At 40.3% G+C, this 19,051-nt stretch carries 15 protein-coding genes; 6 read left to right on the plus strand and 9 right to left on the minus strand.

Features of this window, described 5'->3' with window-relative positions:
• Nucleotides 1–16 precede the first annotated feature (16 nt).
• The gene (locus N780_RS03975) at nt 17–1,201 is read left to right on the plus strand and encodes an MFS transporter (RefSeq protein ID WP_036780309.1); all 1,185 of its coding nucleotides are present in this window, start codon (nt 17–19) and stop codon (nt 1,199–1,201) included.
• A gap of 30 nt (nt 1,202–1,231) precedes the next feature.
• Here the strand turns inward: N780_RS03975 and N780_RS03980 are convergent, their stop codons facing one another.
• Both N780_RS03980 and N780_RS03985 read right to left on the minus strand, forming a co-directional pair.
• Entirely contained in the window at nt 1,232–2,560 is a 1,329-nt protein-coding gene (locus N780_RS03980; protein ID WP_036780311.1) for a UDP-glucose dehydrogenase family protein, read from the minus strand.
• A 25-nt stretch (nt 2,561–2,585) separates the two neighbouring features.
• On the minus strand, nt 2,586–3,725 hold the full coding sequence (locus N780_RS03985; protein WP_036780314.1) for a glycosyltransferase family 4 protein: 1,140 nt from the start codon (nt 3,723–3,725) through the stop codon (nt 2,586–2,588).
• A gap of 268 nt (nt 3,726–3,993) precedes the next feature.
• Here N780_RS03985 and cysK point away from each other — a divergent pair, with 268 nt between their 5' ends.
• Both cysK and N780_RS03995 read left to right on the plus strand, forming a co-directional pair.
• Nucleotides 3,994–4,923 (plus strand): cysteine synthase A, encoded by a 930-nt coding sequence (gene cysK / locus N780_RS03990; RefSeq protein ID WP_036780317.1) that lies wholly within the window; start codon nt 3,994–3,996, stop codon nt 4,921–4,923.
• A 173-nt stretch (nt 4,924–5,096) separates the two neighbouring features.
• Nucleotides 5,097–5,933: a CAP domain-containing protein gene (locus tag N780_RS03995; protein ID WP_036780320.1), complete on the plus strand. Its 837-nt coding sequence runs from the start codon at nt 5,097–5,099 to the stop codon at nt 5,931–5,933.
• Between the two features lie 182 nt (nt 5,934–6,115).
• Here N780_RS03995 and N780_RS04000 read toward each other — a convergent pair whose 3' ends face one another.
• The gene (locus N780_RS04000; RefSeq protein ID WP_036780322.1) at nt 6,116–6,430 is read right to left on the minus strand and encodes a hypothetical protein; all 315 of its coding nucleotides are present in this window, start codon (nt 6,428–6,430) and stop codon (nt 6,116–6,118) included.
• A gap of 196 nt (nt 6,431–6,626) precedes the next feature.
• Here N780_RS04000 and N780_RS04005 point away from each other — a divergent pair, with 196 nt between their 5' ends.
• Both N780_RS04005 and N780_RS04010 read left to right on the plus strand, forming a co-directional pair.
• Complete coding sequence (locus tag N780_RS04005) at nt 6,627–7,304, plus strand: lipase family protein (protein WP_052114893.1); 678 nt, start codon at nt 6,627–6,629, stop codon at nt 7,302–7,304.
• 190 nt (nt 7,305–7,494) lie between these two features.
• A complete protein-coding gene (locus tag N780_RS04010; RefSeq protein ID WP_036780330.1) occupies nt 7,495–7,962 on the plus strand; it encodes an IDEAL domain-containing protein in 468 nt (155 codons plus the stop codon).
• A gap of 78 nt (nt 7,963–8,040) precedes the next feature.
• On the opposite strand, the gene helD is transcribed toward N780_RS04010, so the two are convergent.
• The 5 genes from helD to N780_RS04035 form a co-directional block, all read right to left on the minus strand.
• Nucleotides 8,041–10,350 (minus strand): RNA polymerase recycling motor HelD, encoded by a 2,310-nt coding sequence (helD, locus tag N780_RS04015; protein ID WP_036780333.1) that lies wholly within the window; start codon nt 10,348–10,350, stop codon nt 8,041–8,043.
• A 120-nt stretch (nt 10,351–10,470) separates the two neighbouring features.
• A complete protein-coding gene (locus N780_RS04020; protein ID WP_036780335.1) occupies nt 10,471–12,270 on the minus strand; it encodes an ABC transporter ATP-binding protein in 1,800 nt (599 codons plus the stop codon).
• Nucleotides 12,254–13,987: an ABC transporter ATP-binding protein gene (locus N780_RS04025; RefSeq protein WP_036780337.1), complete on the minus strand. Its 1,734-nt coding sequence runs from the start codon at nt 13,985–13,987 to the stop codon at nt 12,254–12,256. Before N780_RS04025 ends, N780_RS04020 begins: the two co-directional genes overlap by 17 nt.
• Nucleotides 13,988–14,115: 128 nt before the next feature.
• Nucleotides 14,116–14,754: a hypothetical protein gene (locus N780_RS04030; RefSeq protein ID WP_036780756.1), complete on the minus strand. Its 639-nt coding sequence runs from the start codon at nt 14,752–14,754 to the stop codon at nt 14,116–14,118.
• A gap of 37 nt (nt 14,755–14,791) precedes the next feature.
• The gene (locus N780_RS04035; protein ID WP_036780339.1) at nt 14,792–16,372 is read right to left on the minus strand and encodes a diguanylate cyclase domain-containing protein; all 1,581 of its coding nucleotides are present in this window, start codon (nt 16,370–16,372) and stop codon (nt 14,792–14,794) included.
• A gap of 240 nt (nt 16,373–16,612) precedes the next feature.
• Between N780_RS04035 and N780_RS04040 the strand changes: the two genes are divergently transcribed.
• Nucleotides 16,613–17,962, plus strand: a complete 1,350-nt coding sequence (locus N780_RS04040; protein ID WP_036780341.1) for an MFS transporter — start codon at nt 16,613–16,615, stop codon at nt 17,960–17,962.
• Between the two features lie 68 nt (nt 17,963–18,030).
• Here N780_RS04040 and N780_RS04045 read toward each other — a convergent pair whose 3' ends face one another.
• Entirely contained in the window at nt 18,031–18,933 is a 903-nt protein-coding gene (locus tag N780_RS04045) for an aldo/keto reductase (RefSeq protein WP_036780343.1), read from the minus strand.
• Nucleotides 18,934–19,051: the final 118 nt, after the last annotated feature.

The following is a 19,051-nucleotide window of genomic DNA, read 5'->3' on the forward strand; positions in this document are numbered from 1 at the left end:
ATCGAAACAGAACTTAATGATTATGTGGTTTGCTAACTTTTTTATTGCTGGTAGCATGACAATGGTTATGCCGTTCTTATCTCTTTATATTGAATCATTCGGAAACTTCTCAGAAGCATATGTACAACGTTGGTCTGGATTAACATTTGGAGTGACGTTCTTTACCGCTTTTTTATTCTCCCCCATTTGGGGAAGGGTTGGAGATCGCTACGGGCGGAAAACGATTCTCGTCCTATCGGGGGCAGGTTTGGCTGGAAGCGTCCTACTAATGGGATTTGTGACATCTGTGTTCCAACTATTCATTTTACGATTATGTATGGGTGTATTCACAGGATTTATCTCAACCTCACAAGCCCTTATCTCAACGCAAACTCCCAGGGAATTGTCGGGACAAGCGCTTGGTACCCTGCAAACAGGAAACGTAACCGGTAGTTTAATGGGGCCGTTGTTTGGAGGAGTGCTAGCAGATTCTTATGGATTCTCTAGCACATTTCAGCTCACCTCTATCACATTGTTTATCGCTGCGGTCTTCGTATTGCTAGGGGTCAGAGAGTTCCGCATAGAAACAGAAGATGAGAAACAAGAGACGTATTCACGAAAAGAGGTTATACGCCATATTCTCTTAAATCCTATACTCGTTACCGTCATGATCGTCTCTATGTTTGTACAAATTGCGCACTTCAGCATTCAGCCCATTCTTGCGTTGTTCGTAAGTGAAATTCATGGCACAGCTAATTTAGCCTTCTTCTCAGGGATCGCTTTCTCTGCAGCGGGGGTCGGGAATTTACTTATGGCAAGAAGATGGGGAAAGATAGCTGATTCTGTAGGATATGAGAAGATTCTCGTCTTCCTACTCCTTGCTTCAGGTATTATTTATTTACCCGGAGCCTTTGTAACGAACATTTGGCAGCTTATGATTTTACGGTTTCTACTGGGGATTACTATTGGAGGTATTATCCCTGTTCGAACAGCCTATATTCGTCAGGTAGCCCCTGTTTCCATTCAAGGAGAAGTGCTTGGTTACAGCACAAGCCTCCGCTTTTTAGGAAACATCATTGGTCCGGCACTTGGCGGTTTACTAGCAGGGACTTACGGATTTACCTCTGTTTTCTTTACAACAACCATACTCCTGTTACTAAGCGGTTTAAGCCTCGCCCTTATTATGCAAAGACAACCTTCTACTGTAAGCCGATATGGCTAATATCGTACTACCTTAGCAAGTGCCACCCTTTTATGCTTTATGCGTAAGGGTGGCGCTTTTTGTATGTCCTATTGCCGGACGTCCGACTGAATAATACTCCATATTGTGTTCCATTACCTCTTCAAGAGAGTAACAGTTTCGACCATCGAACAGAATAGCTTCTTCCATCGACTCCTCATAATGGGATAATGGAAGCTCTTTAATTTCCTCCCACTCAGTGACTATGGCGGCTAGTTCAGCCCCCATCAAAGCTTCCTTCACGTTAGAGGCAAACGTAACAGCAGGAAAAAGTTCTTTTGCTCTAGGCATAGCAGCAGGATCATAAGCTGTAATTAAAGCTCCTTCTCGTAAAAGACGGTCTATAATCACCAGAGATGGCGCTTCTCTTAAATCATCTGTCCCTGGCTTAAATGCCAAACCAAGAATGGTAATGCGCTTTCCAACTAAGCTTCCACAACGCTCCTTCATTTGATCGACCAACTTATTTTGTTGCTTGTTATTCACGTGTATAACGGACTCCAATAAATCAAATTGGTGTTCCACATTACCAGCCATTTGGACAAGGGCTTTTGTATCTTTTGGAAAACATGATCCACCATACCCAATTCCAGCTTGGAGGAAAGATGACCCAATCCGACGATCCATCCCCATCCCTTTAGCGACAGCTTCTACATTTGCCCCGACTTTTTCACAAATTGATGAGATTTCATTAATAAAACTTATTTTCGTCGCTAAAAATGCATTTGAAGCATATTTAATCAGTTCAGCGCTAGCTAAATCCGTTGTCATCATAGGGATGTCAAAAGGAGAATACATTTCCATGACCTGTTGAGTGGCTTCTGGATTGCCAGAGCCTATTACGATGCGATCGCCTTCAAATAAATCTTTTAGGGCATTGCCTTCCCGTAAAAATTCAGGATTAGAGACCATTCTGATAGAAAAAGGGGTTCTGTCTTGTATATAGTTTCTTAAACGTTGGCACGTCCCTACTGGAACCGTACTTTTCACAACTACTGTTACGTCGTGATTGATTGTCTTTGCGATGCGTTCTGCTGCCTGAAATATATACGTAAGGTTAGCTGATCCGTCTTGTTGCTGTGGTGTGCCAACGGCAATTAAAACGATCTCCGCATCCTGGATATCTTCATATTCAGAGGTGAACGAAAGTCTTTTCTGCTTTTGATTTTCTTGAATCATTGGTTCAAGAGATTCTTCGTATATTGGCGAGCGCCCTTTCTGTAATAGATCAATCTTTACAGGATCTATATCTAAACACGTTACCTCGTGACCAATATGAGACAAACCAACTCCAGTTACAAGACCAACATAGCCTGTTCCCACTACCGCTATCTTCTTCATATCTTCTCCTCCTCACTTTCCCTATTTAAGCATAAGACATAATAGTGTCGTCAATCGCCATTTCATATTGAAGCAATAAATCTTCAAAAATCGACGTCCATGAACAGCCTTTAGCGTACAGACGCGCGCGGACCCCCATTTCCTTTACAACCTTTTCTCTACAAAGTAAATCGGTTATAGCTTCAATAAACTCATCTACATGTCCAGGGGTACATAATTTTCCTGTCTCATCTTGCGTAATGATTCCCTGAACACCGCCTGCCCTAGCTCCAATAACGGGTGTTCCTGCAGCCATAGATTCAAGGACAACATTTCCAAACGTTTCTGTTCTAGATGGAAACACCATCAGTGTCGAAGTTGCATAAATGCGCGCAAGATGCTCCCCTTCTACATAACCAGTGAACGTCATATTTTTTGGTGCTGCTGCTTTTAACTCAGAATCCATTGGTCCATCGCCTGCAACAAGCCAATGAACTTGTTCCTTGAGAGATGGAGGAAGAGAATCGGCAATTTTAAGAAACACATCGAGATCTTTCTCTGGCGCAAGTCTCCCTACATAAGTCAATATATACGGTTCATCTATGTGATACATTTCTCGAACAACTCTGTGATCGTAATTAGGATGAAAGAGCTGACAGTCTACTCCCCGACTCCATATACTTATATTTCGGAAGCCTCGTTGGATTAAGTCTCTTTTTGTCTCTTCTGAAGGAACAAACGTCTGCCTGAAAGGAGCATGGAACCATCTCATGTATTTCCAGACCCACTTTGATAAAATGTTTAAATCGTAATATTCTAAATAACGATCAAAGTTTGTGTGGTAGGAGCCGACCATGGGAATACCTAACTTCTTTCCATAATAAAGCCCTGCAAAGCCAATATTAAACGGTGTAGCAATGTGAATAAGATCAGGCTGAAATGATTCTAATTGTTTACGAATAGTAGACAGGTTCGGTAATGATAATCGACATTCAGGATAAAGATAAAAAGGGACGCTCTTAAAACCTTTTATTTGCTCCATATTTAAAGTTTGGTGATCTCCACCTGGTGCAAAAACGATATACTCAACATCTTGATCATCAAGATAATTCACAAAGCGTTGAAGGGTTTTTGCGACGCCATTCACCTGAGGAGTAAAGGTATCCGTAAAGAAAGCAACTCTCATTATTCTTCCTCCTTGCCTTCCCTGTACTCAGAAAAGTTTTTGTTACTATAAGTATAGAAATGCTTTATGGAGAAAGAATCAATGTAGTGTAAAAATTGCTTCATGAACTTCGTCAAAATCCGATTACTTTCAACTATCCACATGTGGATAACTTTCCATCCCTATTATTCAGATGTGGATTTCTGGAGATATCAATTCTAAAACATGAGAATACCCTAGTGGATATGTTAAAATAGAGTAAAATGCTCAGAATAAAGGAAGTGACATCATGCGTGTCGTAAACAATATTGCTGATTTAATCGGAGAAACTCCTTTAGTCAAATTAAATCGAATTGTACCAGAAGGAAGTGCCGATGTTTATGTGAAGCTAGAGATGTTTAACCCAAGCGGTAGCGTCAAAGACCGTGCCGCGTATAATATGATGGTCGAAGCTGAGAATGCTGGCTACTTGAAACAAGGTTCTACTATTATTGAGCCAACGAGCGGGAACACAGGAATCGGGATCGCTATGAATGCAGCAGCCCGTGGCTACCGGGCAATCTTGGTTATGCCAGATACCATGTCGCAAGAGCGAATTAATTTATTAAAGGCATACGGTGCTGAAGTCGAATTAACCCCTGGATCAGACAAGATGCCAGGTGCTATTCGCCGTGCTGAAGAGTTAGCAGAAGAAATTGAGGGATCATTTATTCCGATGCAGTTTAAGAATATCGCTAACCCAAATGCTCACCGAAATACAACGGCTCGTGAAATTATTGAAGCAATGGATGAGATCGGTAAACCCCTATCCGCTTTCGTAGCTACAGCCGGCACGGGCGGAACTGTAACAGGTACAGGAGAACCTCTGAAGGAACATTATCCGAACTTATCTGTTCACGTTGTGGAACCAGAAGGATCGCCCGTTCTTTCAGGAGGAAAGCCAGGGAAACACAAATTAGTGGGAACAAGCCCTGGGTTTATCCCTGAAATTTTAAATCAAGAAATATACGACGAAATTTTCAAAATAACCGACGAGCAAGCTTATGACGTGACTCGACGTCTTGCCCGTGAAGAAGGCATTTTAGTTGGTCCTTCAGCTGGGGCAGCGGTTTATGCCGCGATAGAAGTTGCAAAGCGTAAACAAACAGATGAAGCGGTCGTAGTCATTGCACCGGATACCGGGGAAAGATATCTTTCTGGTGATCTGTTCCGCTTTTAAACATTATAAGGACACTTGAAAAGGACGAAATCATACACGATTTCGTCCTTTTTTTGTTGCTTGAGCTTCCCAGACTTCCCTCTTATTGTCATGGCCTCAGGAGCATATCAAACTGAGCCCTGCAAATACTACAAATGGGACATAAGAGCCTATAAATCAGGGAGGTCATAAATATGCAGAAGAAATTTGTTTACGCCCTAACCGCTGTTCTTTCTTTAGGGGTTTTAGGAGCTTGTAATAATACAGATAATGAGGAAAGCTTAAATGATGCAAACAACTCTAATGTAGAGCGCCTAACATTTGAGAATCAGGGAAATGGTGATTCATATAGCGCCAATGATGGCAATGGCCGCTTTAATGTTGAAGGAGAAATGCGCCAATACACCATCCCTGGCGGGGATATGAATGGCATGCGTGAAAACGTAGAAAAGTTTGTACCAGATCAATTTGAACAGTATATGCAAGACGGAGAAAAGCGCCGTGAATATCGTCAAGGTAAAGGCGATGGCAATGGTCAAACACAATACTCACAGCCTGACCAAAACCAAACACCAAATCAAAATAATCAAACGCAACAACAAAAACAACAAGCTCAGGAACAAAAAGAGCAAGCAGATAAAGCTGATAGTGAATTTAAAGCTAAAGTTGTTGAACTAACGAATAAAGAACGTAAAAAGCAAGGCCTTCCAGCTCTAAAAGCAGATGCTGAACTACGAGGGGTTGCACAGAAAAAATCTGAGGACATGGTGAAGAATGATTACTTCTCTCACAACTCTCCTCGCTATGGCAGTCCGTTTGAAATGATGCAAAACTTTGGGGTAGATTATAAAACAGCAGCTGAGAACATCGCAGCTGGCCAGCAAACTCCTGAAAAAGTTGTGCAACAATGGATGAACAGCGCAGGTCACCGTAAAAACATTTTAAACAAAAACGTGACTCACATTGGTATCGGTATTGCTGAAGGCGGAGAAATGGGTATTTATTGGACACAGATGTTTATTCAAAAGTAAATTGGAACAACAAAACCTCAGAACTCATGGTGAGTTCTGAGGTTTTCATGCTTTTTGTGGTCAATGTTGCTTCGATCTGCGGTTACGTCATTCCGACATCGCTTTCGTCACTCCTTCAGCCCTCTTTAGGTATAAGTAAAAGACCCCCTCGAGTTCATCAACTCAAGGGGGGTCTTTATCATTTATGATTGCTGGGCAAGTTCTTCTTTGCTTTCTAACTCAACGACATTGCGTTGTTCATTGTGGCGATTGACGGTTTTTACGTCAAGCTTACCATCAAACTTCTCACCTTCTTGGGTTGTGAACGTAACTTCGACATCTTTACTCTCGTCTTTTCGATCTTCAAACATTTCATATTGCTCTACGTTATTTAACGTTAAGTCACAGTGTTTCTTTCCATCTACCTGTGTAATTACATACGTTCCATGAGCAAATCGGATCGATTCGCCGCTTTTAGTCATGTATACATCTTTTAATTCTTGTTCTTTTGCTGGCATTCCTTGATCCCTCCATGAAAAATTTGACTTGTACTGTCTTCAATTGACGTTTTCTTCACTTTTTAAACCTATTTAGCGGTTGCACCAAGTTGAACTGGTCCCCATATGATACTAAAACGCTTGATATGGGAGGCTTTTGAACAAGGTGAACAAACTTCCTTTTTTTCACAAACCGTTAGCTCTATTTTTATTAGAAATGTGTGAGATTACGTACGAGCAATACAAACAGAAAGGGTTATTTGCTATTCCAAAGGGGTTTACATTAGTTGAATCTTTCAAAGCAGCCTCCATACAAGAGATGGAATGGTTCGGCTTTATTATTGAAAGTGATGACGCTGTTGTCATTGCATTTCGCGGGACGCAGTCAGAACCCGACTGGATTGCGGACGCGCGCGTATATCAAACGCCATTTCCCTACCTTGAGGACGCCGGTCTCGTTCATACTGGGTTCTTAACTGTTTATGATTCCTGCCGAGATGCCATTTTTGAAGCATATAAGAAGGTTTCACCTCATAAGACCCTATATATAACCGGTCACAGTCTAGGTGCAGCATTGGCCACCCTTCATGCCCTTGATGCAGCCATACACACCCCCTTCAATCAAATCGTCATGTATAACTACGCCAGTCCCCGAGTTGGGGATAAAGAATTCACGATTCAATATCGTAAACACGTGCCAATTAGTATCCGCTTCGTGAATGTCCATGACATTGTCACTAAAGTACCTCCGACCATCATCTATTGCCCAATTACGAAACAAGTTTGGTATTATGCTCATGTGAAATCTCAAAGCTCATTCTCTATTCAAACAGAATCCATAGCAGGCAATCATAGCCTCGTCACATACAAGAAAGGAATCGAGCGATTTATGTAATTCTCATGATGTCAGATGCCTAGTCTGCAAAATTGTACAAAATTCTTCTTCATTTGGTATAACTAAACCTCAGATTCCCGCATACAATATATTAGAATATTCAGATAATATAAAGTTAGGGGCCCCTTCTCTATCTTTTGTCGGTGAACATGAGCTTCGTGTAATCAATCCTTAGAGAGGTGTGACGAATATGTTATCGATTAAGACTCTGAAGCCCTTTTATGTTAAACAAGAAACACGAAACATCCGAATTATGCTAGCTTATCAGTATTTCACTATTCACATTGATGGTGACGTTTATCAATTTGTCCCTGTTGAAGGTAGAGAAATCGTTGTAAATCGAAAAACAAAACGCATTGAAAACGAGAAAGATATCCTCGTTTTCCAAAAAGGGAAACATATGATTCAGATTTCCATTGCAGAACTATTAGATATACCGGAATTCTTAACACACGTTCACTCTATAGCCCATCGTTATTTAACAAAGCAGCTGCCTGTAACATTAGAGAAATCAGGTGATGTGATTTATGAATTAGAACGTCAAAATGCTATGAGACTTATTGATCAAGCGATTGACCACAACGATAAGGAAGCATTCTTAGAACTGTGCGACTATATGAACGAGAACTTCACAGTCTCACATGAAACGCAAAAATAACCCCAATCACTTCAGCGCTTTTTATTGAGGTAGCAAAAACCTCTCGAGGGAGCGTTATGAAGTGATGGGGCCTATTTTTTACTTATACGTATAATAGTCTGAAGGAATCTCTCGAATAAATCGACTTGGTTCATCCATCGCCATCAAGATTAGTTCGTGCATGGCTCTCGTACAAGCTGTGTAAAATAATTTCCGGTCCAGTTGAAACTGATAGTTTTTATCTGACGCATTATAGAGAACCACTGCATCAAATTCAATTCCTTTCGCTAAATAAACGGGAATAACGAGAATCCCTTTCGTAAACGTGTACGTATCTTTATCCATAAGGCGGACAGGAATGTCACATGACGCTAGTAATTCATAAGCTTCACGGGTTTCTTCAGCTGTTTTACAAATAATTGCGATGGTGTCATACTTCTTTTCCCCAAGGCGATACAACTCTTTTATTAAAGTATCCTGCTGGTCTTCTTGATTATCTGTACGTATAACAGACGGCAGTGAGCCTTCCCGGTTAAATGGTTCAATAGCTTCACCACCTGGAATCATCCCTTTGGTAAACTCAATAATTTGACGCGTAGACCGGTAACTTCTTAGGAGCGTCATATATTCGGCGCGCTCTTCTTCGTAAAGCTCTTCCGAAAGAAGCGTTGGAGCATGGAGGGTATGGGCGTATATAGCCTGATTGTAATCCCCCAGTACTGTCATACGGCTATAAGGAAAGAGTTTTTTAAGAAAGGCAAACTGGAATGGTGAATAATCCTGTGCTTCATCAATGAATAAGTAACGAATATGGGTATAGACGTGCGTCCCTTTAATTAGATCTTCTAGATATAAAAATGGGGTGACGTCTTCATAAAACAAGTTTCCACTTTCAATATTCTCTCTTGTTTCCTTTGCTGCCTTCTCGGAAAGCCCTATTTCAGAATGAAAGAATGATGTATAGATTGCTTTCATATTGAGGAATTTTAATTCATTAATTTTTCTCTTTATGGGTTTCGTATATTTTTTTACGATTGCTTTTGAAAGTATTTTTTTCTCTTGAATAGCATCGTCGAAGGTTTCTGAATTCCCCCTATATCCTGCTTGTAACTTCTGATGGATTTTTAAAAGCTCTTCTTTTCCTAATAGCTCTATTTCTTCCTCAACCCATTCTTTAGAGCGTTCCTTCTTCTCAAAGGCTTCCACCTGTTTAATTAGCCATTCTGCCACCATTTCCAGTCGATTTGGCATTGATATAAAGGAGTCCAAGTTATAAAAGTAATCATGTATGTTCTCTTTTGAAACAATCGTTGCTCCCCTAAACTTTATATTTTTGAAAACCAATCCATCTTCAGACAGAGATTCTGCATACTGATCAACGTCGGTTTTAAACTGTAAAGTCGCCTTATATTGGACACCCTCTAGTCGTGTGTTGTATGCATCATTTTGTTCTGCAGTAAGCAAGTATTCAAGTTGATCATAAGCATCTTCAAAGTTCAGTCTGGATTCCAACCGATATGCCATATATTCCTGAAAGGTTGTTTGTTCAATGTTTTCCTCTCCTAATTCAGGCAGGACATTGGCCACGTAGCTGTTAAACATAGGATTAGGAGAGAATAACATCATCTGATCTGCTGTAATCTTTGTTCGATATTGATAAAGTAAATAAGCCACACGCTGAAGCGCTGCCGATGTCTTCCCACTTCCAGCAACTCCTTGCACGACTAAATAGGGACGTCTGTCATATCGGATAATCTGATTTTGCTCCTTTTGAATGGTAGCGACAATACTTTTCATTTGTGTATTGGCTCGGTTCCCAAGCACTTCTTGAAGAAGTTCATCACCAATTGTTATTCCTGTATCAAACATCCCTTTAATCTGGCCCTGACGAATGATGTACTGGCGTTTTACATCCATATTTCCCTCAATCGTTCCTTCAGGTGTTTCATATTCAGCTGGTCCTGGAGAATAGTCATAGTAAAGACTTGATATAGGAGCTCTCCAATCATAAACAAGGAAGTTCTCATCATTACGATCCATTAAAGAGGAGATTCCTATATATACTTGATCGGTTTCCTGCTCATTGTCTTCCGTGAAATCAACACGCCCAAAATAAGGCGAGTGCTCCATCCTCCTTAAAGTCTTCATCTGATCATACACGTGTTTATGGCTACGTTCCCGCTCCCCAAGCAATTCAGCTTGTTGCCTGAGGCTGTTGTACGTTTCCATGATGTCATCAGGCTCATCAATATTAACTGTCACGTCTTCCCAAAATGTCTCCCGCAGCCCTATAACTTCTTCCTTTACATCCCCTGCTCGATCATTTATATCTTCTATTTTCTGCTCAATTTCTTGAACAACTTCATCAACTCGTTCTTGTTCCCGCTCCCATTCATTATTTGGAGACAAAGGAAACTCCCCCTTTTGTTAAATGTGCTTAAAACATCGTTATTCCGTATATTATAAGAAAGCTAAAATGGTTTCTAATACAACCATTAACATAGCCGTTTCAAACCTTCCTTATTCTCCTCAGTCAACTGCCTGTTGACCAAATTGAACATCTACAAGACCACGGTAAAATCCATTCTGAGCCACCAACTCATCGTGGTTCCCTCGTTCAATAATAGAACCATTCTGAAGGACTATAATTTGATCTGCTTGATAGATCGTATGCAACCGGTGGGCTATGACAAAACTAGTGCGCCCTTTCATTAATTTCTTTAAAGCGTCATTAATTTTCATTTCTGTCAACGTGTCTATACTGCTTGTCGCTTCATCTAAAACCAGAATAGCGGGATCCTTAATCATAGCTCTGGCAATTGAAAGCAGTTGTCTCTGTCCCTGACTGATGCTTGATCCAGAAGATTGTAAAACCGTATCGTATCCATCTGGAAGCTTCCGAATAAAAGAATGGGCGTTTGCATCTCGAGCAGCTTGTTCTACCTCTTCATCCGTCGCTCCAAGTCTCCCATACCGTATGTTCTCCCGGATAGACTTTTCAAATAAGAAGGAGTCCTGAAGCACAACGGCCATTTGCTCGCGTAAACTTTCCCTTTTCACCTGTTTAGTATCCTTTCCGTCAATAAGGACCCTCCCGCTATCAGGATCATAAAAGCGAAGCAGCAAAGAAATAATAGTGGTTTTGCCGGCTCCTGTTGGCCCAACTAATGCGACTGTTTCTCCTGGATTAGCATGAAGTGTTATTCCTTTAAGAGTTGCTTGATTCGTTTCGTAAGCAAATGACACAGACTCAAACCGCACATCTCCTTTTACCGCTTGTAAGCGATCTTCTTTCTTTTCCGTTTTTTCAGGCTCCTCATCCATCACCTGGAAGACACGTTCAGCACCAGCAACAGCCGAAAGAATCATATTAAACTGGTTGGCTAAATCGTTTAAAGGGCGAGTGAATTGTCTTGAGTAGGTTGTAAATGTAACAATGACCCCCACGGATATAGACCCTTGGACCGCTAAATATCCACCAGCTCCTACGATAATAGCGAAACTTACATTATTCAGCATGTTCATAAGCTTTGGAATAAATCCAGTATAGGTCTGTGCCCAATATCCGGCTGTTTTTAACTGCTCGTTTTTCTCATTAAATTGAACAATTGTTTCTTTCTCTCGTGAGAACAGCTTTATGATGGCGTGACCGCTTAATGACTCTTCAATATACCCATTCAGATCCCCCAGATGCTTTTGTTGGTCCTTAAAGTAAACACTCGTGCGTTTCGTAATCCACTTCATTCCCACGATTAGGATAGGTACAATAGTTAATGTTAAAAGGGTTAAAACCGGACTCAACCAAACCATCATACCTATGGTTCCTACAAGCGTTAAGATACTGGTCGTAAATTGAATAATGGATGAATTAAGAGTTCTGCTGACATTTTCCATATCGTTGGTGAGACGGCTCATTAATTCTCCATGTTGTTGTTTTTGGAAATAAGAAAGAGATAACTTCTGCAAATGGGCAAATAAATGATTTCTCATTGTATACACCGTATGTTGTGAAATGCCAATCATCCAATAATTTTGTAAAATGAGGGTCACCATCTGAAAGATATAGATGGCTGCTAATCCGACAAATAATTGTATTAGCGTTGTCGTTTCCACTTTTTCAATGACACGATCGACTGTTACCCCTAATACGTAAGGGCCTACTAATGAGAGAGCAGAACTAATCAATACCATTACCATTACAAGAATGAAAAGATTTCTTTGTCTGTCTACATACTTCCACACCTTCTTTAATGTAGCTTTTAGATCATTAATTTTCGGAGGTTTCTGTCCAATTCTAGAATGAGGATGAGATTTAGGAGTTCTCGACATAATGAACCTCCCCCTTCTTTTGCTGAGATTGATAAAGGGTTTGATAAAACTCATTGCTAGCAAGTAACTCTTTGTGATTTCCAACCCCTTGCATTTTTCCTTCATGAAGAAGAAGGAGCTGGTCAGCTTCTTTTACCGAACTTATTTTCTGGGCAATAATGAATACGGTGTAAGGGAGGTCTGTTAACTTGTTGAGTATGTCGGACTCTGTCTTAGCATCTAATGCACTCGTGCTGTCATCTAATACTAAGATGTCAGGACGCTTCATAAGCGCACGTGCTATACAGATTCGTTGCTTTTGCCCTCCGGAGAAATTTACACCCTTCTGCCCAATAGTCGTCTCAAATCCATCTGGAAGCTCTTTGATAAATTCGTAAATCCCCGCATCCTTTGTCGATTGAATCAAGTCTTCCATTGTTGCTTCTTTGTTGCCCCATAGTAGGTTTTCTCGTATGGTTCCGGAAAAAAGGTGAGCCTCCTGAGGTACAACTCCTATTTTTTCTCGCAAGTCTTCTACTCTGATATCCTGGCTATCAATACCACCAAAAGAAATCGTTCCTCTCACAGGCTGATAGAGACGAGGAATGAGCTGTGCGAGTGTCGTTTTACCCGATCCCGTTTCGCCAAGGATCCCCAGCATTTTCCCTCGGGGTACTGTGAAACTTATATCCTCTAAAGCTGGATATGCACTTCGTGTAGGGTAATTAAAAGAAACATGATTAAACGCAACCGCTCCCGACTGATATGAAGATCCATCTTGATTTCGATCGTTTCCTTCATATTCTTCTAATATAGACACAATACGTGAGATGGATGCTCTTCCACGTGAGAAAAGCATAATTAAGAATGAGAACACTCCAAATGAGAACATAATTCTCATTCCGTAATTCAGCACAGAGACGACTTCTCCAGGCTGTGTACCTCCTCCATTTAATTGATAAGACCCTACCCACAAGATTGCAATTAAACTCATGTTCATTCCAAACATAATCATTGGCATCGTGGTTTCCATAAGACGGAGTGCCTTTGTATTTGCTACCTGTAATGGTCCGTTTGCTTCTTCAAATTGTTTCTGTTCAAACTCTCCGCGATCATAGGCTTTTACCAACCTCATATTAAATAAATTCTCTCTTAAACGATGATTGACTTGGTCCAAATTCGTTTGAACAGACCGGAATCGCTTAACCCCTTTCACCATCACTATAACCATACATCCAAGTAAAAGAGGAACGGCCAACAGCAAAACAGTAGCTAAACTCGGTTCAACTATGATTGCCATGACAAGCCCAAACAATATAAATAATGGAGCGCGCAACATAATTCTCATAGCCATAAATAAAAGACTTTGCAGTTGCGTAACATCGCTCGTCATTCTTGTAAGTAATGTAGACAGCGAGAACTTCTGAAGCTGAGCAGGTATGAAGTATTGTATCCTCTTAAACATCGCCTCTCTCACGTCACGCGCTACTCCTTGACTGACATTTGCTGCGAAAAATGAGTTGGTAATGCCTGCTATAAAAGCAAGAAGAGATAACCCAAGCAAAAGCCCCCCCCATCCAGCGACAGCTGAAAGGTCTTGCCTCAGAACCCCGCGGTCAATAATAATCCCCATTATTAAAGGCTGAAGGAGCTCAACCACTAACTCCAATAGCATGAGAAGGAGAGCAATGACAGCAGAACCTTTATAAACCTTTATGTAGGAAAGAATAATACGCATGATGTACCCACCTTTTCCTTTTACATAATATTCAAACATCTCTGCGCAGAAAGGATCTATAAATAAACGTTCAAGTACTAAAAAAAGGTCTGCAACCGGACACTATCAGACCCTTCTTCATCCTTTATTTAGTTAGATCCTCCCTGAACATCTTGGTAAGATTTTAATTTCTTCTTTCGTCGTTTGAGAAGCTTTTCTCCTCTCTCAATTGCCCATTGCAATGCTAACCCGTGAAGCACAACGCCCATTATAGATGTACACACAAGCATGACAACCGATTCAGTCCTTAATGGGAATCCGCTTTGATGTCCGAAAAACATCAGTTGCCTGCCTATCATCAGAACGGCTTCAGAGAAGGAGATCATTCCTTCCTCTAGCACCCACAACGTAACCGACTCCGCCAGCAAAATCATTAAAAATAATCCGAATATAAATACCTTAGATCTATACGTCAGCTTATTAATAATGGGTGCAATATAATATTTCGTAATGGTTTTAATACGAAATAAGTAAATAATACGAACAATACGTGCCATTTGAAAGAATTGGTCAAAAGGGATAACCGCCACCACTAAAAAAGGGTTTTGTTTAACAAACTTCCATTTATTCTCCGCTAACACTAACCGAACCATGAAATCCGTCATGAATATTCCCCAAACGACCCAGTTGATGGCAGAGTCGTAGGGGCGATCGCTCCATAACGTCATAATGGTTGCTATAACGAGCAGAATCATTATCCCCTCATACGTACGCTTGAAGATTCTCATATACTCGTCCTTTACTAAACCTTTTGATAGTAGTATATCACGAGGATTTAGAATCGGTTCCATTGAAATGGAAATTATTCTTTCCTTTGTTCTTTACTTTATAAAGGGACTGATCAGCCCTCTTCACCAGTTCATCTGCTACAACCCCATGTTCTGGGTATAAACTGATTCCAATACTTGCTTGAATAGGAATCTCGATCCCCTTTTTACAAAAAGGACTTTCATGAAATCGGCTAAGCAGTAACTGCGCCTCTCTTTTTACAAAATCAGCGGAAGGAATATCGTCTAAACAAATGACAAACTCGTCTCCACCTAATCTGGCAACAAACCCTTTACCATGGGTGAAGGCGGTTACTACTTTAGCCACATGTTTTAAAAAATCATCTCCCACAGTGTGTCCGTAAAGGTCATTAACTTGTTTAAATGAGTCTAGATCAAAGAGCATAATAGCAACATTTCGTGTAGTACTTGATTGAATTCGCTCTTCTAATGATTGATAAAAAGACCTTCGATTGGGCAATTGAGTTAAGGAATCGTGATAAGCTAGGAAGGAAACCTGCTCCGCCTTCTGCTTCTCAGAGGTAATATTCCGTATAATGATCATGAAATACGGCTGCTGGTCCACAAATAAGAAGTCTCCATCAATTAGTAAGTGACGGGTTTTACCGTCTCTTACGCTCTCAATTTCTGCTTCAAATTCCCGAACAGGCTGTCGTTTTTCAAATATTCTATGATAGAGATCAATCCATTCTTCTTGATGGGTAGTCTGGTAAGCCTCAAACACATTCCGGTTACGAATATTCACATCTTCTAATAAGTATTGAGCTGTTGGGTTTGCTTCCTTTATGACTCCTTTGCTATCAACTAATATAATAGCGTTAGGATTTAAGTTAAATAGAATTTCATAACGTTTCGAGTAAGAAGATAGAAAGTCATATTTGACCATCGCCATCCTTAACATGAAACACCAGACCACACCTGAGAAAATGTATGGACGAGGAGGTAACCACTTCCCGAAATCAATATAACCAAATACGATATTCCAAAGTAATACAAATATAAATGAGTACAATAAGATATCCATTATACGTTTACGTTCTAACGATTCAATCACTTTTCTTTGCTTAAAAATTATATAAATGAAAATGAGCGTTAACAGATTCCCTATTGTAATAGCTAAATAATAAAACGTATTATGTGTTGGAAGTTTCCAGATCCCTTGCTGAACGAAGTTAAGGCTATTGAACATATGACTCAATGAAAATACCGATAAAATCACAAATACAACAGGTACATAATAAATATATGGTCGTAAGCGGACGGGTATTCGATGTTTGAAGGAGGTCACTTCAGCTACGAAGTGGAATCCGAAACTTATCAAGAGAGCACCAACGTTTCCATACCAAAGTATTGCTAATGGTGCACTGTAGTGGATGGGAAGCAAGTGGCGTATATATTCTTCTAAAAACAACAACATGTATCCTAGCACGATTAAACTGGCCAAGCGGTGTATCTTACTCTGAACATTACGAAGAAAGACTTCAATCGCCATATAAAACAGAAATAAGACAGGAATTAAATAGATAAAGAAACTCATTATAATCGATTCGACAGTCATACTACACACATCTCTTCATTGGTTTTCATGCATTACTATTAAATTAGCATGAATTACTCATACAATTAACTTTGAACCCTCTCCTTAAACCAATCCTTGAGCATAAAGAACCACTCCGGATAAATATAGTTGCATCATTCAGACCGAAACTCTCTATTACGCATATTCATTTTAAATATCATTCATTTATGTTACAGTACTTCGAGTATCGAAATAGTAAATCTCAGCAGGAGGAAACATATGAAAAAGGAATCAACCCCTCTTTTCAAACAAGGATATTTTAAAACGATTATCATTCTTAGCATTGCCGTTTGGCTTGTAGTCATGAACACAACCATGTTCAACGTAGCCCTGCCAAATGTGCTAAGTGATTTCAGTCTCTCTCCTTCACAAGGTGCTTGGATTGTATCAGGGTATTCCATCGTTCTAGCAATCTTTACGATCACTTATACTCGCTTAAGTGACTATGTTCCACTTAAACGATTACTTATGATTGGTGTTGTGCTCTTTGCATCCGCATCCGTTTTTGGATACTTTACACAAAATTTCATCTGGCTCATGATTGCCAGACTCTTTCAAGCTGCCGGAGCAGCTGCAATACCAGGACTTTCCTATGTATATGCCGGACGTTTTGTTCCAGGGCATCACAGAGGACGTGCCATGGCTTTTATTGCTTCTGCTTCTTCTCTAGGATTCGGTCTTGGTCCTGTTTTCGGTGGGGCAATTACGGATTACTTAAACTGGAATTTCTTGTTCGTATTTACGTTACTCGTTATTCTCTTGTTACCTGTTTTAAATAAACGATTACCAGAAGAGTCTTCTCAACCTGGTCATTTCGATAAAATAGGGGCGGTTTTAACAGGATTATCGGTTACTGCTTTGCTTTTATTTATATCTACCATAACGTGGTACTACCTGGCAGTTGGTTTGATGTTAGCAGGGATGTTGTGGTGGCATTTAAATAAGAATAATGCTCCATTTATTCAGCCTAAATTAATTCGAAATAAACCCTACCGATTGATTGTCTATATGAGTTATTTAGGATTTACCACTCATTTTGCAATCCTCGTCTTAATGCCTTTAATGCTGAAAAATGTATATGACAAAAGCCCGACAACAGTAGGACTGATCATCTTCCCTGGAGCTTTCCTTTCAGCTCTTGCAGCTGTATATGTAGGACGTCTAATAGATCGATACGGAAACATAAGGGTGATGCTTCTCGCTCATGTGCTTCTCACAGGATCTGTGGTCATCTTCTATTTCTTATCACCTGTAAATGAATATATGATTATGATTGGCTATATGTTTACAAGCTTTGGATTCTCAAGTCTATCATCTAGTTCTACGAATGAAATATCTCACTTTCTACCTTCTACCTTGATTGGATCAGGCATTGGTCTTAAACAACTTGTACAGTTTGTTGGATCAGCCTCCGGACCTGTACTGGCCGGTTTCTTCTTAGAACTCGGAGACGTGCAGTATTCCATGGCATCTTTCCAGAATACATTCTTGTTTATACTGGTACTCATGGTTATATCTTGTATCATTTTTGGTCAGATGGTTATTAGATCAAAGAAAGTAGAAGGATAAATTTAAAAGAGAGTACCTTGTCTTCAAATGAAAAGCTGTCCCTATAAAGGGACAGCTTTCTTTATGATTTATGGGATATCATAGCCTTGAGAGCTTGTGTATATCTCAAACCATTGGTCTTTCGTGAGCGTAAGATCTAGAGCAGCTACAGTTGACTTAATACGCTCTATTTTACCTGATCCTACAATAGGAATGATTTTTGCTGGATGAGCTAGTAACCAGGCATACATAACCTGATCAATTCCTTCAGCCCCAATCTCACCGGCCACTTTATCAAGAGTAGTACGTAACCGAATCGCTCTCTCACTATCACTAGTGAATACATCCCCACCACCAAGAGGCGACCAAGCCATTGGGGCCAATCGTTTTTCCATACAAGTATCGAGGGTTCCATCATGAACATTCTCGAGGTTGTATGGAGATAGTTCAATCTGGTTTGTAACAAGTTCTACATCTAAGTAAGACTCAAGCATGGCCAATTGATGTTGTTTGAAATTTGATACTCCAAAATGCCGCACTTTACCAGCGTCTTTTAATTCGTGAAAAGCTTCTGCCACTTCTTTTGGATCCATTAACGGATCTGGTCGATGAATAAGTAACAGATCGATATAATCAGTTCCAAAAGCTTGCAACGAGTTCTCAACAGACTTCAAAATGTGAGCTTTGCTCGTGTCATAGTGATGCGATTGATGCTCTGGACGGTTCTCAGATTCTAAAACAATCCCACACTTTGTAACAAGCTCCATCCTCTCACGCAGCTCAGGTTTAAGGGCGAGCGCTTGTCCGAATAATGGCTCACATGTATAACTTCCATAAATATCAGCGTGATCAAATGTCGTAATGCCAAGGTCTAAACATTGTTCAACCAGTTCGACTACTTCTTCATTTGAATAATTCCAATCAGCCAATCTCCAATGTCCATGGACAATCTGAGAAACTGATAAATCTTCAGCAAGTTGAATACGATTCATAGATTTAACTCCTCCAAATATGTATATACTACTCCTTCATCGTACCTCCTTTCCCCCAAAAATGCGAGGAAAGCGCTTCATCATAGTAAAGCGTGCCAGACACCCTTTAACTAACTAA

This window comes from Pontibacillus chungwhensis BH030062 (assembly GCF_000770675.1).
Classification (GTDB): Bacteria; Bacillota; Bacilli; order Bacillales; family BH030062; genus Pontibacillus; species Pontibacillus chungwhensis.

What these genes read in the sequence shown, in the direction of transcription:
- N780_RS04020 (WP_036780335.1), bottom strand. Translation starts at nt 12,270, where the DNA reads ATGTCGAGAACTCCTAAATCTCATCCTCATTCTAGAATTGGACAGAAA.
- N780_RS04045 (WP_036780343.1), bottom strand. Translation starts at nt 18,933, where the DNA reads ATGAATCGTATTCAACTTGCTGAAGATTTATCAGTTTCTCAGATTGTC.
- N780_RS03975 (WP_036780309.1), top strand. Translation starts at nt 17, where the DNA reads ATGATTATGTGGTTTGCTAACTTTTTTATTGCTGGTAGCATGACAATG.
- N780_RS04025 (WP_036780337.1), bottom strand. Translation starts at nt 13,987, where the DNA reads ATGCGTATTATTCTTTCCTACATAAAGGTTTATAAAGGTTCTGCTGTC.
- N780_RS03995 (WP_036780320.1), top strand. Translation starts at nt 5,097, where the DNA reads ATGCAGAAGAAATTTGTTTACGCCCTAACCGCTGTTCTTTCTTTAGGG.
- N780_RS04005 (WP_052114893.1), top strand. Translation starts at nt 6,627, where the DNA reads ATGTGTGAGATTACGTACGAGCAATACAAACAGAAAGGGTTATTTGCT.
- N780_RS04000 (WP_036780322.1), bottom strand. Translation starts at nt 6,430, where the DNA reads ATGCCAGCAAAAGAACAAGAATTAAAAGATGTATACATGACTAAAAGC.
- N780_RS04030 (WP_036780756.1), bottom strand. Translation starts at nt 14,754, where the DNA reads ATGAGAATCTTCAAGCGTACGTATGAGGGGATAATGATTCTGCTCGTT.
- N780_RS04035 (WP_036780339.1), bottom strand. Translation starts at nt 16,372, where the DNA reads ATGACTGTCGAATCGATTATAATGAGTTTCTTTATCTATTTAATTCCT.
- N780_RS03985 (WP_036780314.1), bottom strand. Translation starts at nt 3,725, where the DNA reads ATGAGAGTTGCTTTCTTTACGGATACCTTTACTCCTCAGGTGAATGGC.
- cysK (WP_036780317.1), top strand. Translation starts at nt 3,994, where the DNA reads ATGCGTGTCGTAAACAATATTGCTGATTTAATCGGAGAAACTCCTTTA.
- N780_RS03980 (WP_036780311.1), bottom strand. Translation starts at nt 2,560, where the DNA reads ATGAAGAAGATAGCGGTAGTGGGAACAGGCTATGTTGGTCTTGTAACT.
- N780_RS04010 (WP_036780330.1), top strand. Translation starts at nt 7,495, where the DNA reads ATGTTATCGATTAAGACTCTGAAGCCCTTTTATGTTAAACAAGAAACA.
- N780_RS04040 (WP_036780341.1), top strand. Translation starts at nt 16,613, where the DNA reads ATGAAAAAGGAATCAACCCCTCTTTTCAAACAAGGATATTTTAAAACG.